A 15,025-nucleotide genomic window follows, 5' to 3' on the forward strand; every position below is an offset into this window, starting at 1 on the left:
TCCCCTGGACGCCCTACGAGTTTGGGAACCAGCGCTTCGTGGAGTTGGAGCGCCCCCTCTCCATCCGCAATCACCGTACGCTCACGATCAGCCGCAAAGGCAGAGCGCGGCGCGACGTCGTCGGCAACGGCTTGCGGGCCGAAGGCCGCCGCTACCTAGGACTCGACGTCCTGGCCAAGTCACAAACCATCGGTCAGCCCGCCGAGGAGGTGATCCCGCCCGAGCCACAGGCCCTCACAGCCTTACCCTGAGCACGACGAAGGAGAACCCCGTCGTACACCACTACTCAGGACTTGACCCTCCTGGGGATCAGTGGCTTGGTTGTTGCGGGTCGCGGCAGAGCCGGCGGCCGCGGTAACTGCGCCGCATCTGTGAGGATGCGCACCGCCTCGGCGAGCTTCTCGGCGTACGCCGCGCGGTAGTCCTCGACCGGGTCGTGCCCGGTTGCCGCGGTGGAGCCGGAGAGCTCGTCGTTGTTGTCTGGCGTGGTCATGGGATCGATCTCCTCGAGGGGGCTTGGTTTTGATTGTGTCTTGTCGCACCGACAACTTCTCGATTACTGGATGCCCAGAAGAGGAGCCGGCCTCTGGCCGGCCCCTCCCCCGGGGTCTTGGTGCCCGGGCTCAGAACGGCGGCTCGGTGGGCCGCGGTCCCAGCTGGGTGACGTTGTCCGCGGGCGCCGGCGCGTCGGGGTTGGTGGTCCTGCCACCGCGGTTCTTCTCGGCGCGGGCGGTGGCGAACTTGAGGCTGGTGGCGATCTCGCCGTACCGGTCGGAGATGACGACGACGTCCTTGTAGCGGTTCTCGCCGGTCTCCTTGTCAGTCCAGCTCTCGGTCTCGACCTGGCCGTGCACGAGCACGCGGTCCCCTCGGACCAGGCTCTCGACCAGGTTCTCGCCAGCAGATCCCCAGACCTTGACGTTGTGGAATGTCGGGGTGGCGTCGACCCACTCATCGTTCTTCTTGACGCGTCGGTTGACCGCGACGCGGAGGTTGGCGACCGCGGTGCCGCCGGTGGTGAAGTGCAGCTCCGGGTCCTCGGTGAGGTTGCCGGCGAAGGTGGTGATCGTGTTCATGGTTCTTCTCCCTTGGATGAGGTGCATGGATGGAAACGGAGAGCTGACCAGGTGACCCTCGGGATGTGACCCCTCGTGCCCCTTGCTCCCAACAACCAGCCCAAGATCGCGCGAGCGGTAGCGGGTCAAGGGCCGGCGGATGCCGGGCACTGCTTCCCTTGACCTGTGGAGCGAGCGATCACGATTGGGCGTTGTGGGAGCAAGGAACGAGACGCTTTGAACGGGTGAGACTGCCTCGGCCCGGAGGGCCGCGTCCTTGGCCGGCGGCCGGCGGCCCCGTGGGCGTCTGGATCCTTGGGTGGAGCTGCCCGGCGTACGCCGGTCGACCAGCTGGTGTTGGTGAGGCCGGCCCGGCGGGTCGTGCCGTTCGGGTGGGGTGTGGGGAGGGCGGAGTCCTCCCCACCGCCGGCCCCGGAGGGCCGGCGGTGCGTCCTGGTCGCTACTCGATGCGGTCGTGGATGGCGACGGCGCCGTAGAAGTCGTGGCCGGTCAGCTGGCTGACCAGGTCGTTGAAGCGGCTGTCGCCGGTGGCGTAGTTGCCGCCGGCCATGGTGCCGGGGACCGGGGTCCAGTTCTGGCCGTCGAAGTCGTAGACGGGCACGAGCGCGGCGATGGTGCCGGCGTACGTGTTGCGGATCTCGAGGGCGACGGGCCAGGAGGCGGTGGACGGGGTGAAGATCTGGCTGTCGTGCTCCAGGGCGGCGACGTAGTCGAGGGGCTGGGCGGGGTTGGTGATGTCGTGCCCGGTCCAGCCGACCAGGGTGATGCTGTCGTGACCGGGTGCGGAGATGCCGCCGTTGGTGCAGTCGATGCGGGCCATCGGGCCGCCGGCCGGGTGCAGCAGGCGCAGGCTGAGGCCGCGGATCTCGTCGAATGCGCCGGCGAGCGGGGTGCGGTTGCGGGTGGTGGCGATCGTGCTCATCGGTTGGTCTCCTTGGTGGTGTTGGTGGTGTTCTCGTCGACGGGCTCGTCGATGTCGTCGGGGGTGGCTCGTAGGTAGGCGGCGAAGTCGCCTTGGGCTTCGGCGAGGGTCTCGGCGTGGGTGGACCAGCCGGGCCCGGTGTTGCTGGCGACCTCGAGCTGATAGCCGGGCGCGTCGGTGGTGGTGCTGTTGCCCGGCGTGATGCAGGCGTTGAAGTGGGTGCCGTCTCGGCGGGCCTCGGCCAGGTAGACCGGACCGGTTTCGAGGTATCGGTCCGCGCCGGCGATGTAGATCCACTGCGGCTCGGCCGCCTCGGTCATGGCGATGGTGGTCATCGGGTCCTCCTCCTCAGGGAGTGGAGGGGAGGGCCGTGCGGCCCTCCCCTGGTGGGCCGGGGTCAGCTGGCTGCGGCGCAGAGGTCCCAGGCGCGTTCCTTGAGCCGGGTCGGCTCCTCGCTGGTGAGCAGGCGCGCGGCGCGGGCGGTGGCCTTCTCGTGCCTGGCCCGGACCGGGGCGTAGTGGTCGACGTACTCGACGATCACCTGGTAGCCGGCCCAGGCGGTGCCTCGGATGTTGGCCTGGGTGGCGGCGTCGCCCCACAGACGCTCCAGCTCGCGGGTCCGCTCGTACGCGGCGGTGCGGCTCCGGCGCGACCCGAGGGGGTCATGGGTGCCGTAGAGCTGCTCGACGATGCCGGCGAAGGCTGCGTCGGTCATGGTCTGCTGGATCATCTTCTCGGCCTCGGCCTCGAAGGCCTCGATGTAGCGGAAGGAGAGACCGAGGGCGTCACGGATGCGCGCGACCTGGATGCTCGCGTTGGTGGTGTGCCGGATGGAGACGCTCGCGGTGTGGTTGGCGATCGCGGCGGCCTGGGTGTTGGCGCACACGACCCGGACCGGGGTCACCAGCAGACGGAAGGCCTGCGTGCCGTCGTGGCTGTTGAGGGCGACGATGTTGGTGCGGATCTCGTCGGCGTCACCGACGCGCATGGTCTCGGGCAGTCGCAGCGATACGAAGACCTGGCGGCCGCCGCGCAGCGACCCGGCGGTGTCGAAGATCGCACCGGAGTCCTCGACCAGCTGGTTGAGGGTGTCGGCGTGCTCCTCGTTCTGGATGACGGCGTAGGAGGTGCCGACGACCCCGAGGGCCTCGGCCTGGCCGGTGAACGGGTTGGTGCGGACGGTGGCGAACCGGTCGGGGACGTCGACGAGGTTCGCGCCGTTCTCGTCCAGGTCGATGCCCTGCAGTGGGGTCTTGCGGACGTTCCATCCGCCGAGGTGACCGATGGTCATTGCCTCTTCGGCGGTGAAGACGTCCTCGAGGGTGGTGCCGAGGCGGTGCCAGGCGTCTTCGCGGGCGAAGACTGCGGCGGCCTGTCGGCCGTGGGTTTCGATCTCGTGAGCCATGAGTGCGCTCGCTTCCTGCGCGGGGATCGGGTGGCGGCTTCTGGGTTGCCGACCGTTTTTTCGCCCTCCCCGGGCAATGGAGATGGCGGCGGCCGGTGGAGCCGTGGAGGTCAACCACCGGGACCGGCCAGACCGGTAAGGAAATAAGCGAAGCGCCGTCCGGTTTGGCCGGCGCCCGTAGGGCGCGGTGGTTGACCGGAGCGGCGCGGCCGCCAGAATCGGAGGCCCGGGGAGGACGAAAAACTTCAAGTGAGCGCCGGCGTACGCCGGCTCGATCCCGGCGGAGCCGGGCCCTGGTCCTGTGGCCTGTATGTGCCTGGCGCACGGCCCTTGCCGGATGGGCCCGGGGGCTACGGTGGGCGATGACGAGCAGCTGCGTCCTCGGTCAGCTCTGTCGATACCCTAAAACGGAAAGTGGAGTCGTGGTTCCACCCACGACTCCACTCCGCTGAGAACCCTGACTGGATCCCTTGAGCGGGTCACCTCGCCGACGGGAGTCAGGACAACGCGGCTCCGGGTGTCCGCGCGCTCTACAGCTGGCAGGTCTCGTGGCGACCAGCGTCCAGGACACGCTATTCGCAACTGGCTGCTGCGATAGTTTCTGTGGCTAAGACGCCTTGCTGACCTGCGTGATAAGGACTCTACTGGACCGAGCGCGGAAACCTACGCTCAGATTGCCGCGTCTTTCACTGAGCGACTACCCAGGTTCGTCGTAGTAGAGTAGAGACCAAGGCAGTCTTAGCAATGATGCTCTAGCGATAAAAGACGAGATACTTCGTCGCGTTGTGGAGAAGTATGTAGGACTGCATAGATCCGGGTAGAGCATAGGAGCAACCGTGTCCGCCAAGAGCGTTCAAGTCGCTGCCACCGAGGCGCAGGAGACGGCCCTGGAGACCCTCCAGAGGGCCCCCGCGTGGTCGTTGAAGGCGGCCCAGGACCTGGCTGCTCGCACCCCCGCGCGCACGTCGATCCCGGTACGTCGAACGTTTGTGAACGCGGGCGAGACCGGCGGGCGTGCCCCTCTGGCCGAGCTGGTGGCGCGGCGTGGTCGCGGCGGTGTTGTTCCGTTGAAGCTGTACTTGGCTCTCATCTGGCGCTGCTCGGCACCACCGTTCTCCACTGACATCCAGGCCCGCTTGTGGGCCACGCTGCTTGGGCTGCCTGAGCCAGACACGCACGGCGCCCGACGGATTGCCAATGCCCTCGACGTCCTCGAGGCGATGAACCTGGTCAGTCTCGAGCGTCGACGCGGTGAGTCCACGGTGATCACCCTCCTGGAGGAGTCGGGCACCGGTGAGCCGTACTCGTTGCCGTCGGGCCCGAACACGTCTGGCTACACCTACTTCAAGGTGCCGATCGAACTTTGGACGGTGGAGGGCGATATCCAGGTGATGTCAGCGGCCGGGGTTGCGATGCTTCTAGCTCTCCTCGAGGGCCGCAATCTCGACGGCGAGCCGACGTGGTGGAGCACTGAGCGATTCCCTGCACGCTATGGGCTCACCCCGACGATCAGGTCACGCGGCACCAGCGAACTCGTCGAGCGCAGCCTCCTGTTTGTGAACAAGAGGGCCGTCTCGAAAACCTCCGGATTCAGTTCCCAGCGGGTCCGCAACACCTACCAGCTCCTCGGCCGTGCCGTGCCACGAGAGAAGACACCGGCGAAGTCTCCCCAGCAGAGCAGCATCTCGCAGCCGAAGGCCCCCGTTGGGTCTCACAGGGTCACGAAGATGACCTACGGGGGGAAGACGTCTGTGTCCGTGTCCGGGTTCACCGCTGGGGAGAACCAAGTCCTCGTGCACCTCGGCGAGGGGCTGACCAATCGCGAGATCGCGGCCGCCCTTGGCGTCTCGGAGAACACGGTCAGGAACCTGGTGTCCAGCGTCCTCTCGAAGCTCCACGTTCAGCGCCGCACACAAGCTGCCCTCATAGCGGCCCAGCTCGGGATCGTCCCGTCCGACTGAGTCGAACGGGACGAAGAGCGCTCGCCTGACGCTGAGGATCAGATCCTCACGACGAAGACGCCGGGCTCGATCTGCTCGACGCCGGCGTAGTCGCCGGTGGCAGTGGGGACGTCGGGGATGCCGTCCCAGGCGAGGTTCCACCGGTCGCAGAGGTTCCGGTACCAGTCGAAGAGCTCGACGGGCGACTTCTCGCCGGCCGGGTAGTCCGGCGCGGGGTCGATCAGCGCAACGGTGGCCTCGCCGTACCCGCCGTGCTGGACGTGGATCGGCTCGGTGATGCGGCCGGACCAGACGAAGCTCAGCTGGGCGTCGCGGATGTAGTAGGTCAGGTGGACCATCCCGTCGACGATCGGGGGTGCGGTCTCGATGGTGTAGTCGCTCATCGTCTTGACCTTCCTGCGCCGGGGCTTGGGGTGGTGGCTCTGGGTGCCTACCGTTCTTGGCCCTCCCCGGGCGTGGAGAGGTCAGGCAGCCGGTGGAGCCGGGTCGGTCAACCTCTGGGACCGGCGGGAGTCGCGAAAGCCAGTGAGGAAATAAGCGAAGCGCCGATCCGGGTTTCTTGACGTACGCCGGCGCCGCAGGTGCAAAGGGGTTGACCGACCCGGGCGCGGCCGCCAGATTCGTCGGCGCTGGGGAGGTCCCCAAGGACGGTCGGTCCGCATCCCGAGGCGCTCGCGCGGATTGGAGCCAAAGCGGCGCACCTAGACATCCCACGCGCTTAGCATCGATCTGGTTGGCCCTACCCAAGACGAGGACTATGACGAGGACTGTGGGGCCCGTCGAGGAGGTTGCGTTGGCTGAGTTCTCGATCGACCTGTCGACAGTCATACAGAAGGTCGCGGCTGATCACCCCGAGGAACCCTCACCACAGCGCATCGCAGCCCTGGTGCTGGAGTTGATCCCTGCCGAGCACTACGCCGGTCTCCTGGCCAAGCTCTTGCCTCAGTACGTCGGCCAGACACTCCGCCGCACCGAACACGTGCCGGCCACAAGCCCTCGGATCGACTGGGAAGACACGCTCGGCGAGCGGGTACCCACCCAGGACGGCTATCGCTTCCTGCGCGACTGCAGCGCAGAAGATGTCCGCGCTGGTGCCAAGCGTCGACGGACCAACGCGGAAGCGCTGAACCGACGCGCCGACCTGTACGACGCGATCGCGCAGCGCCTCGACGAGGGCGAACTCCACGTGCCATCGACGAAGGCGACCCCTGCCGACCTTGGTCCAGAGGTTGGCGCCGAGATCATCATTCGGCACAGCGGCTACCGGTGGCCGTGGGGTTCAGAGCCGGTCGACACACTCCCGCCAGAGCGGAAACCCACCATCAACGAGATCCTCGACGAGGTGGCATACGTTCCCAGCGACATCCTCGTCAGCCAGCTGCGCGAGAGGCTCGACCTGCTCGACAAGTTGGCGGTCGGCTCGGCGCGCGGCTGGACGAGCGCCGAGATCGACCAGATCCTGGAGTCCACCGAGCTGATCGAGCCCTTCTACCAGGCACTGCTACGCGTCCACTCGAATCTCAACGCCACGGCATCCATCAAACGACTCGAGCACGACGAGCGCACCCGCAAGCGCCTGGGCAAGGACATCCGAGCGGTGCGGGAGCGCCTCACCGCTGTCCACACCCTGCTCAAGAACATCCAACGGGCCGCTGTCAGGCCGACTGCAATCCGCGGACCGGACGAGAAGCGCTGGAGGGCGTGGTCTCGAGACCTGACGCGTCAGCACAAGGAGATGTTCGAGCGCGAGCTAGAAAGTCGCCTCGAGGCTGCCGGGCTGCCCGACCAAAAACACGTCGTCCCGATGCCCGCAGAGCCCGACCGTCTGCAATTCGCCCTAGACCACGGCCTGGTGGAACCCCTAACGAGCGGCACAACAACCCTCGCCGTGCACCGATACACCGACGCCGCCTTTAGCCGGTTGGTCGGCGAGGACATCGCCATGCAAGCGGACCCAGACGAAGGCGCTGCACTGCGGCATCCCATGAACCAGGACCGGTGGCAAGCTGCACTCAAGGCAGCCGCAGACACGCATCGGGAGCGCAACCCCAGTGACGAGTCGGCCCGAGTGCGCGCCGGCCGGTTCCACCAAGCGCTCATGCAGCGACAGGGGGAGGTGAAGCGGCTCCAGGCGGACCTCGTCCAGCGCATCCGCGCCTACCTGACCGACCTCAACCGCGTACCGGAACGTCGCCGGATCATCGACGACACCATCGTGTGGCTCGCACATCAGGTCGGTGAGGAGCCCCCCATCGCCTACGACCCGACATGGCTCGCACCCAAGGGATGAACCCCGACCACTGCCAGTGGCACTTAAGGAAGGGCAGAGCTGGGTTTCGGCTGAGTGTTCATCCTCAACGCAGGGACCGCTCGCCTCAACTGGTCGACTGGTTGGCGCGGTAGGCCGCTTGCCGGTGGGCTGTCGAGCAGAACTTCGGGGTGCGGCCGGGGGATGTCGGCGCGGGGATCCGGCGCCCGCAGTATCCGCAGGTGGGTGCGTTGGCCCATTCGTGGGCGAGCAGGGAGTAGGAGCGGGAGTCGCGCCAGGCGCCGTTGGTGAAGACGTGGTCGCGGATGGTGCCCTCGTAGGTGAACCAGAGGGACTTCACCAGCCGCTGGCTGGCTTCGTTGGCGGGACCGATGTTGGCGGTGAGGCGGTGCAGGCCGACCTTCTCGAAGGCGAACTCGATCATTGCGGCCGCGGCCTCGCGGGCGTAGCCCCTCCCCTGCCAGTCGGGTCGCAGGGCGTAGCCGAGGTCGGCGGCCTTATGTCCGCCGAGACCGAGTCGGATGAATCCGGCGACGGTAGCGGTGTCTTCGGCGGGGGTGATCGCGAGGTAGTACTCGGTACGTGGGCTCGCGTGCTGTCGCTCGAGGATGCCGTTGAGCATGGCTGCGGCCTCGTCGCGGGTGCGGCGGTCGAAGGAGAGCCAGACCGTCACCTGGTCGTCGCCGACCAGGCCGGCGACACCCTCGACGTCGTCGTCGACGAAGTCTCGCAGCACGAGCCTGCCGGTGTGGATCGCCACCGGTCCTTCCGCCGGTCCGGCTGCTGGCGCGATCATGGTGCCAGCACCAAGGGCGTGCGGGTGAACGCCTCGAGGGCGTCGGCGAGATCCCCGCGAGGGCCGCTGGTCGCAGCGGTGCCTAGCGCCGTGCCGACGCGCTGGACGCTCTTGATGATGCCGCCGATGCGGTGCTCGCGCGGGAGCGCGAGGACGCTGGCGAGGGTCCTGGACAGACGGCGAGGGGAAGCGCCGGTGGCGCGACACGGTCGTGGTCGACCATCTGGGCGAGACGGTCAAGGCAGCAGTAGCGGCCTGAGCAGCAGAGTCCGGCTTGGCCTGAGGGCCGCAGCTTCCCCCACGGGAGCTGCGGCCCTCAGAAGTTGTGGCGTCAGTCGTTGTCCGACTTACTGTTGTCGGATGTGATTCGTCGGACCGGGCGCCGCGTGGATGCTCGGCGCTCGCCGGTGAGGGACTCGTAGCGGTTCTCGAGCCGTCCGGGGTTGGCGAGACGTGGCTGAGGGCGCGGCCGCTCGGCCGGCGTCTCTTGAGGGCGCTTCTTGGATGACGCCGAGTCTTTCTTCTCATCGCTCATTGGTTCACCCCCTCCCAGAGCTTCCCGAGGAGGAGGAACGGGACTTCCACGAGGAGTGCGATGAGCACCGCCCCATGCCACTTCTGGAGCCGGCCGATGACCTTGGCGTTGGCCTCGGACTGCTGCTCCAGGTGTAGCGCGAGATCACGGACCTGGTCATCGGTCGAGGCGTTGTCGAGCTCGACCCACTGGACGAGGAGATGCGGCTTCTGGCCGGCCCACACCTTCTGGGGCCACGCGATGACGACGGTGCCGATGACAACGGTGGCGAAGCAGAGGAAGGCGAGAATGGACCAGACATAGGACCAGCAGTCTGCGCTCTTCGTGTCGACACCGATCACAGACAGGGCGAGAGCGCCGGCGGCGACGGTCCAGGTGCCACGGCCCCGTAGGTTCTCGAGCTGGGCAAGCTGCGCGTCGTAGCTACGTCGCGCCTCCTCGAGCGCAAGCTGGTACCTGGATCCCATCTCAGCCTCAGGCGATCCCGAGGGCTTGCGCGAGAGGAAGAGCCAACGCACCACCCAGAGCACCCGTGCCAGTTGCGGTGAGGAGCTTGTAGAGCCCGAAGGTCGCCTTCTGGGCGAGGCTGCGGTCGTCGGTCTGGATCTGGTCCAGGAGCGGAACGATCTCATCCTTGAGTTCCTCCAGCGCTGGCAGCGCCTCTCGAATGGCCTCGGAGTGGCTCTGCGCCTTCACGAGGTCGAAGTCGTCGATGTTTGCCTGGACTTCGTTGTGGGATCCCGCGGCCGAGGTGACGATGTTCCCGTCACCGGTGATGGTGATGTGCTGCACGACGCTGGGCGCCAGGGAAACCTCAGTGATCCCAGCTGCGCCGTTTCCTTCGTCGAGACGCTCTTGACCCGCACCGGTGATGTACGCCAGCAGATGATTGCGTCCGTAGTCGCCTCCGAGGGTCTTGATCAGGCCTTCGGTCACCAGGTGGTCGGCGGCCAGGTCGACCTCCTTCTCCGTGAACGCGACGCCGTCAGCGCCCCCGGCGAACTTCTCGAGCGACACACGGGTGCCCGCATCCTCGGCCTCGGTGGTCTTGTCGAGCCAGGCGAGCAGATCGTCACGACACTGGGTGCGTCGGTAACTCCGGTCTTCGCGGCGCTTAAGCATCGCGTCGACCTCGGCCCGCCCATCCACCGTGAGGTGATAGAACCCCTCGCTGCGGCTATCGCGCCGCAGGAGACCGATGTCCGCCAAGTGCTCGAGGTCGGCAATGAGATCGTCGCCCAGGTGGGTCTCGACGTCGCTGTAGTCGGCCTCCTGCTCGGGTCGACCGTGGATGTACTCGAGGATCTTCAGCTGAATGTCAGTGAGCGACGAATACCCCATGGGGATAATCGTAGAAGTTGGGACCGACAGTTTCGTCGGAGACTGTGAGTGTGTCGTGACCTGACGTTTGTACGCGCGGCGATGGTTGTCCACCTGGCTCGTCCTTCCGGTTTACGGTCCCCCGCTGCCTGGATGCTGCGGAGGTTCAGGACGTATAGGGCCACAGCTGACCGCACAGTGTCGCGGGGTGAACGGGACCCCTCGGCGCACACCTCGCCGAGGAGGGGCGACGGTGGACAACGACGAAACCCCCGGCCAACCGCTCTCCCAGATTGAGCGGCGGGCCGGGGGGCCTTGCGGTTGCCGACGACGAGTCCCAGATGTCCCGCCAGCGGCGGCGGAGGTGGCGAGCAACCCAGATGCTCACCTCCCCCGCAGATTTTTGATTTGCTTGAGAGGTTCGTCTTGTCAGCCGCAGGTCGCCTTCGGCACTCCGAGCAGGCCGCGGATCTCGTCCTCGGTCGTGGCGACGCCGCCGGCCAGGAGAGTGTCAGCCTCAGAGAGGAGCAGGTCGACGGCGACGCGGATGAGGGTGTTGTCTGTGAACCGCTCCCCCGCTCCCCCACGTCGCTTGTTGAGTCGGCGGGTCAGGACGGTGAGTCCGTCGAGCTGCTCGTCGGTGAACCGGGCCTCTTTGCGGGTCAGCTTGAGGTAGCGCGGGCCGTCGCCCTCGACGATCGGGGCGGCTTTCGCGGTCTTGGTCTTCGTGGCCGGCTTCGCGCTGTTCTGCTTCTTCGGCGCGGGCGCAGGCTTCGGCTCGGCCATCTCCACAACAACCGGCGTCTCGACAGGTGCCTCGCCTGCTGCGGATGGGACGCTCTGCAGCGCTGGCGCTGAGCCGGGGTCCTCTGCTGGCGTCTCGTCACCCGGCTCGGTCGAGGCTTCGACTGGATCGGGGGCGGTGTCCTCGAGGTTGGAGATGAGGTTGGTGAGCTTGGGCCGTGCCATCAGTTGACCGCCTTCAGGTTGGAGTCCCTCGTGACGGCGGCGGGGTTGTTGGCCCAGTGGGTCATCAGCTCGAGGGCGACCTTGCGGAAGTCCTCGGCGGCCCGGACGGCTTCGCGGTTGCTGCCGTACTGGGTGACGACCTTGCCCTCAATGTAGGAGAACGTGCAGAAGCCCGGCAGGGTCGACACCGCTGGTCGAGCCGCCGGAGCCCCTGGGCGGAGGCGTGCCGAGACCAACACAGTTCCCTCGGGCGCCGATAGGACTGTGTTGGTCTCGACACCGCTCGCTGGCGCTCGCGGTCTCGACCTGCGGCTAGAAAAGGTTCTCCACCAGCGGGGTCGGAGAGCCGAAGCGGTGAGCGGTGATCGACACGGCCTGCTCGCGCAGGAAGGTGAGCAGCTCGACCCGGCCGGCCTCGACCACGGGCTGGGCGTAGAGCGCGACGTCGACGCGGCCCTGGCTCGCTTCCGCGAAGGCTTCGCGCGACCCACCCAGGAGACGTACGCGGCTGGGAGCGTGCGGCCCGGAGAGGAACGACGCCCACGCGGCCTCGTCCTCGACGACATACGTCGCACCGGTCGCGCGGACCAGCGAGGCGGTCTCGTCGTCCAGCGCCGTGGCGACGGACACTGTGACCGGCGCCCCGGCGGCAACACCGGCGGCGAGGACGCGCAGCAGGTGGGCGATCGGAGTCATCGTCTCGGGCTCCGCTTCGACCGCACCACCCTCGTACCGGATCGTCACCGGCACCGGCGAGTAGCGCAGCACGTTGACCTCGGCGGTCAGTCGCGAGACGTCCCGGGCGGCGCCGAACTCGCGCTCCCAGGCGAGAGCGTCGGACCCGGCTCCACGCTTGAGCATGTCGATCTCGTCCAGCTGCAGCCGGGCGGCCCAGTCGACGAGCGACCGTACGGCAGGAGCCGGCGTCGCGAGCTCGGTGGCCGGAGCCGAGACCCAGTCACTGAGGCCGACCAGGTAGTTGGGCCCGCCGGCCTTCGTCCCGGCGCCGACCGCCGACTTCTTCCAGCCACCGAACGGCTGACGGCGCACGATCGCGCCGGTGATGCCGCGGTTGACGTAGGCGTTGCCGGCCTCGACGGAGTCGAGCCAGTGTGAGATCTCGGCGCGGTCGAGGCTGTGGATGCCGGCGGTGAGGCCGTAGTCCACCTCGTTCTGGATCTCGAGAGCCTCGTCGAGCGAGGAGGCCGAGATCAGGCCGAGGACGGGACCGAAGTACTCGGTCAGGTGGAACTCGGAGCCACGCTTGACGCCGGTCTTCACACCCGGCGACCAGAGCCGGCCGGTGTCGTCGAGCTGGCGCGGCTTCACCAGCCACGTCTCACCCGGCGCGAGCGTCGTCAGCGCCTTGAGCAGCTTGCCGGAGGCGGGCTCGATGACCGGGCCGACCTGCACCGTCGGGTCCGTCGGATAACCCACGCGAAGCGAGGTCACCGCGTCGATCAGCTGGTCGCGGAAGCGACGCGAGGTCGCCACGGAGCCGACCAGGATGCCCAGCGACGCGGCCGAGCACTTCTGCCCGGCGTGACCGAAGGCGGAGTAGACGAGGTCCTTGACGGCCAGGTCGAGGTCGGCGTCCGGGGTGACCACCAGCGAGTTCTTGCCGGAGGTCTCGGCCAGCAGCGGCAGGTCCGGGCGGAACGAGCGGAAGAGCTCGGCGGTGTCGAACGCGCCGGTCAGCACCAGTCGGTCGACCAGCGGGGAGGCGATCAGCGCACGACCGACCTCGTTCTCCGGCACGTGGACCAGCCGCAGCACCTCCTTCGGCACTCCCGCGGCCCACAGGGTCTCGACCAGCACCGAGCCGCAGCGCTGGGCCTGCGGAGCCGGCTTGATCACCACGGCCGACCCGGCCGCGAGCGCGGCCGCGACGCCGCCAGTCGGGATGGCGAGCGGGAAGTTCCAGGGCGGGGTGACCAGGGTGAGGCGCACGGGCACCTGGCGCGCACCGTCGACCGCGTCGAGCTCCTCGGCCAGGGTCGCGTAGTAGTTGAGGAAGTCGATCGCCTCGGAGACCTCGGGGTCACCCTGGTCGAGCGTCTTGCCACATTCGGAGGCGCCCACCTCGAGCCACTCGGCCCGGCGCCGCTCGACCTCGACCGCGGCGGCCCGCAGCACGGCGGCCCGCTCGGCGCCGGTCTTGCGGCCCCAGTCTGCCTGAGCGCCGACGGCACCCTCGAGCACCGACTCCACTGCCTCCACCGAGGTCAGCGTGTGGTCGGCGACGAGCTGGTCACCCAGCGTCGAGGAGCCCACCCGGGCGATGATCGCCTTGCCCCACTCCCGGTTGCCCGGCAGGTGCGGGTCGGTGTCGGGGGTGTTCTCGAACACGGTCTGGACGTCATCCGCGACCGGCGTACGGCGGTCCTGGGTCCGGTTGGGCGCCGGCACGGAGTCGTCGACAGCTGCGAGGGAGCGTACGAACCGCTCCTTCTCGCGCTGGTAGAGCGCCTCGGAGGAGTTGAGGTCGAAGACGGCCGACATGAAGTTCTCGGTGCTGGCGCCCTCCTCGAGGCGACGCACGAGGTAGGCGATCGCGACGTCGAAGTCCTTGGGGTGCACGACCGGCACGTAGAGCAGCAGTCCACCCACGGTCTCCCGGACCGCCTCGGCCTGACCCTCGGCCATGCCCAGCAGCATCTCGAACTCGACCGAGTCACGAACCTGCCGCTGACCAGCCAGGATCCAGGCGTACGCCACGTCGAACAGGTTGTGGCCGGCGACGCCGAGGCGCACGTTGGCCATCCGCTCGGGCGTCAGCGCCCAGGACAGCACCCGCTTGTAGTTGGTGTCGGAGTCCTGCTTGGTCGACCAGGTCGCGACCGGCCAGCCGTGCAATGACGCCTCGACGTGCTCCATCGGGAGGTTGGCGCCCTTGACCAGGCGCACCTTGATCGGCGCGCCCCCACGCGCACGCCGAGCAGCCGACCACTCCTGGAGCCGCATCATCGCCGCCATCGCGTCGGGCAGGTAGGCCTGCAGGACGATGCCCGCCTCCAGGTCGGCCAGCTCGGGACGGTCGAGCAGCCGCGTGAAGACGTCGATGGTCATGTCGAGGTCGCGGTACTCCTCCATGTCCAGGTTGATGAACTTCTTCGTCCCGGCGGCCGAGGACGTCGCGGCGTAGGTGTAGAGCGGGAGGAGCCGCTCGACGACGTGCTCGACGGCCTCGTCGTAGGCCCAGACCGCATGCGGCGCGACCGGCGAGGAGACCTTCACCGAGACGTAGTCGACGTCGTCGCGGGCCAGCAGCTTGCGGATGCCGGCCAGACGGCGGTCGGCCTCCTTCTGGCCGAGGACGGCCTCGCCGAGGAGGTTGATGTTCAGGGAGACGCCGCGCTCGCGGATCCGCTCGATCTGCTTGCCGAGCCGCGCGTCGGAGGCGTCGATCAGCAGGTGACCCACCATCTGCCGCAGCGCACGGCGCGCCACCGGGATGACGAACCAGGGCGCCACCAGCGACATCATCGCGCCGAGCTTCACGCCCAGCTTCAGGTGCCAGGGCAGGAACGAAGGTACGTTGCCGGCCAGCTCTCGAAGGCTGGCGGCCGCCACGCGTACGTCCTCGGGGCGGATCACCCGGTCCACGAACCCGACGGTGAAGTCGAGCCCGGACGGGTCCTTGAGGACGTCGGCGAGGCGCTGGGCGGCCGCAGCGGTGGGCTTGGTCGAAGCCTTCGCCAGCCAGCCGCGGACGAGGTGGTCGACCTCGGCGATGAGCGCGTCATTGGTGGTCATAGTGCCGAGTATGCGA

At 67.9% G+C, this 15,025-nt stretch carries 15 protein-coding genes; 3 read left to right on the top strand and 12 right to left on the bottom strand.

All coding sequences use genetic code 11. The features are described from left to right. Nucleotides 1–38: 38 nt before the first annotated feature. The gene (locus HD557_RS25295) at nt 39–251 is read left to right on the top strand and encodes a hypothetical protein (protein ID WP_196875891.1); all 213 of its coding nucleotides are present in this window, start codon (nt 39–41) and stop codon (nt 249–251) included. Nucleotides 252–286: 35 nt separating this feature from the next. On the opposite strand, the gene HD557_RS25300 is transcribed toward HD557_RS25295, so the two are convergent. From HD557_RS25300 to HD557_RS25320, 5 genes are all read right to left on the bottom strand, one after another. Next, nucleotides 287–493, bottom strand: coding sequence for a hypothetical protein (locus HD557_RS25300; RefSeq protein WP_196875892.1), 207 nt, complete (start codon nt 491–493; stop codon nt 287–289). Between the two features lie 130 nt (nt 494–623). After that, complete coding sequence (locus HD557_RS25305) at nt 624–1,076, bottom strand: single-stranded DNA-binding protein (RefSeq protein ID WP_196875893.1); 453 nt, start codon at nt 1,074–1,076, stop codon at nt 624–626. Between the two features lie 439 nt (nt 1,077–1,515). Continuing rightward, the gene (locus HD557_RS25310) at nt 1,516–1,998 is read right to left on the bottom strand and encodes a hypothetical protein (RefSeq protein WP_196875894.1); all 483 of its coding nucleotides are present in this window, start codon (nt 1,996–1,998) and stop codon (nt 1,516–1,518) included. Continuing rightward, on the bottom strand, nt 1,995–2,333 hold the full coding sequence (locus HD557_RS25315) for a hypothetical protein (protein WP_196875895.1): 339 nt from the start codon (nt 2,331–2,333) through the stop codon (nt 1,995–1,997). The genes HD557_RS25310 and HD557_RS25315 overlap by 4 nt, the downstream gene beginning before the upstream one ends. 62 nt (nt 2,334–2,395) lie before the next feature. Continuing rightward, nucleotides 2,396–3,403 carry a DUF932 domain-containing protein gene (locus tag HD557_RS25320; protein WP_196875896.1) on the bottom strand — a complete coding sequence of 336 codons (1,008 nt, stop codon included), beginning with the start codon at nt 3,401–3,403 and terminating at the stop codon, nt 2,396–2,398. Nucleotides 3,404–4,239: 836 nt separating this feature from the next. On the opposite strand from HD557_RS25320, the gene HD557_RS29135 reads away from it, so the two are divergent. After that, nucleotides 4,240–5,364, top strand: a complete 1,125-nt coding sequence (locus HD557_RS29135; protein WP_307785704.1) for a response regulator transcription factor — start codon at nt 4,240–4,242, stop codon at nt 5,362–5,364. A gap of 38 nt (nt 5,365–5,402) precedes the next feature. Here HD557_RS29135 and HD557_RS25330 read toward each other — a convergent pair whose 3' ends face one another. Further along, a complete protein-coding gene (locus tag HD557_RS25330; RefSeq protein ID WP_196875897.1) occupies nt 5,403–5,747 on the bottom strand; it encodes a hypothetical protein in 345 nt (114 codons plus the stop codon). 410 nt (nt 5,748–6,157) lie between these two features. Here HD557_RS25330 and HD557_RS25335 point away from each other — a divergent pair, with 410 nt between their 5' ends. Continuing rightward, nucleotides 6,158–7,654, top strand: a complete 1,497-nt coding sequence (locus HD557_RS25335) for a hypothetical protein (protein ID WP_196875898.1) — start codon at nt 6,158–6,160, stop codon at nt 7,652–7,654. Between the two features lie 85 nt (nt 7,655–7,739). Here HD557_RS25335 and HD557_RS25340 read toward each other — a convergent pair whose 3' ends face one another. From HD557_RS25340 to HD557_RS25365, 6 genes are all read right to left on the bottom strand, one after another. Next, complete coding sequence (locus tag HD557_RS25340) at nt 7,740–8,429, bottom strand: GNAT family N-acetyltransferase (RefSeq protein WP_196875899.1); 690 nt, start codon at nt 8,427–8,429, stop codon at nt 7,740–7,742. 531 nt (nt 8,430–8,960) lie between these two features. Further along, nucleotides 8,961–9,431 carry a hypothetical protein gene (locus HD557_RS25345; RefSeq protein WP_196875900.1) on the bottom strand — a complete coding sequence of 157 codons (471 nt, stop codon included), beginning with the start codon at nt 9,429–9,431 and terminating at the stop codon, nt 8,961–8,963. 7 nt (nt 9,432–9,438) lie between these two features. Further along, on the bottom strand, nt 9,439–10,305 hold the full coding sequence (locus tag HD557_RS25350) for a hypothetical protein (RefSeq protein WP_196875901.1): 867 nt from the start codon (nt 10,303–10,305) through the stop codon (nt 9,439–9,441). A gap of 408 nt (nt 10,306–10,713) precedes the next feature. After that, nucleotides 10,714–11,253, bottom strand: a complete 540-nt coding sequence (locus tag HD557_RS25355; protein ID WP_196875902.1) for a hypothetical protein — start codon at nt 11,251–11,253, stop codon at nt 10,714–10,716. Further along, nucleotides 11,253–11,441: a hypothetical protein gene (locus HD557_RS25360; RefSeq protein ID WP_196875903.1), complete on the bottom strand. Its 189-nt coding sequence runs from the start codon at nt 11,439–11,441 to the stop codon at nt 11,253–11,255. The genes HD557_RS25355 and HD557_RS25360 overlap by 1 nt, the downstream gene beginning before the upstream one ends. Nucleotides 11,442–11,565: 124 nt before the next feature. Then, nucleotides 11,566–15,009 (bottom strand): bifunctional proline dehydrogenase/L-glutamate gamma-semialdehyde dehydrogenase, encoded by a 3,444-nt coding sequence (locus HD557_RS25365; protein ID WP_196875904.1) that lies wholly within the window; start codon nt 15,007–15,009, stop codon nt 11,566–11,568. Nucleotides 15,010–15,025: the final 16 nt, after the last annotated feature.

Origin of the sequence: Nocardioides luteus, from assembly GCF_015752315.1 — a bacterium.
Classification (GTDB): domain Bacteria; phylum Actinomycetota; class Actinomycetes; order Propionibacteriales; family Nocardioidaceae; genus Nocardioides.

Excerpts from the sequence above, each read along its gene's own strand:
- HD557_RS25300 (WP_196875892.1), bottom strand. The coding sequence starts at position 493 with ATGACCACGCCAGACAACAACGACGAGCTCTCCGGCTCCACCGCGGCA.
- HD557_RS25305 (WP_196875893.1), bottom strand. The coding sequence starts at position 1,076 with ATGAACACGATCACCACCTTCGCCGGCAACCTCACCGAGGACCCGGAG.
- HD557_RS25310 (WP_196875894.1), bottom strand. The coding sequence starts at position 1,998 with ATGAGCACGATCGCCACCACCCGCAACCGCACCCCGCTCGCCGGCGCA.
- HD557_RS25315 (WP_196875895.1), bottom strand. The coding sequence starts at position 2,333 with ATGACCACCATCGCCATGACCGAGGCGGCCGAGCCGCAGTGGATCTAC.
- HD557_RS25320 (WP_196875896.1), bottom strand. The coding sequence starts at position 3,403 with ATGGCTCACGAGATCGAAACCCACGGCCGACAGGCCGCCGCAGTCTTC.
- HD557_RS25330 (WP_196875897.1), bottom strand. The coding sequence starts at position 5,747 with ATGAGCGACTACACCATCGAGACCGCACCCCCGATCGTCGACGGGATG.
- HD557_RS25340 (WP_196875899.1), bottom strand. The coding sequence starts at position 8,429 with ATGATCGCGCCAGCAGCCGGACCGGCGGAAGGACCGGTGGCGATCCAC.
- HD557_RS25345 (WP_196875900.1), bottom strand. The coding sequence starts at position 9,431 with ATGGGATCCAGGTACCAGCTTGCGCTCGAGGAGGCGCGACGTAGCTAC.
- HD557_RS25350 (WP_196875901.1), bottom strand. The coding sequence starts at position 10,305 with ATGGGGTATTCGTCGCTCACTGACATTCAGCTGAAGATCCTCGAGTAC.
- HD557_RS25355 (WP_196875902.1), bottom strand. The coding sequence starts at position 11,253 with ATGGCACGGCCCAAGCTCACCAACCTCATCTCCAACCTCGAGGACACC.
- HD557_RS25365 (WP_196875904.1), bottom strand. The coding sequence starts at position 15,009 with ATGACCACCAATGACGCGCTCATCGCCGAGGTCGACCACCTCGTCCGC.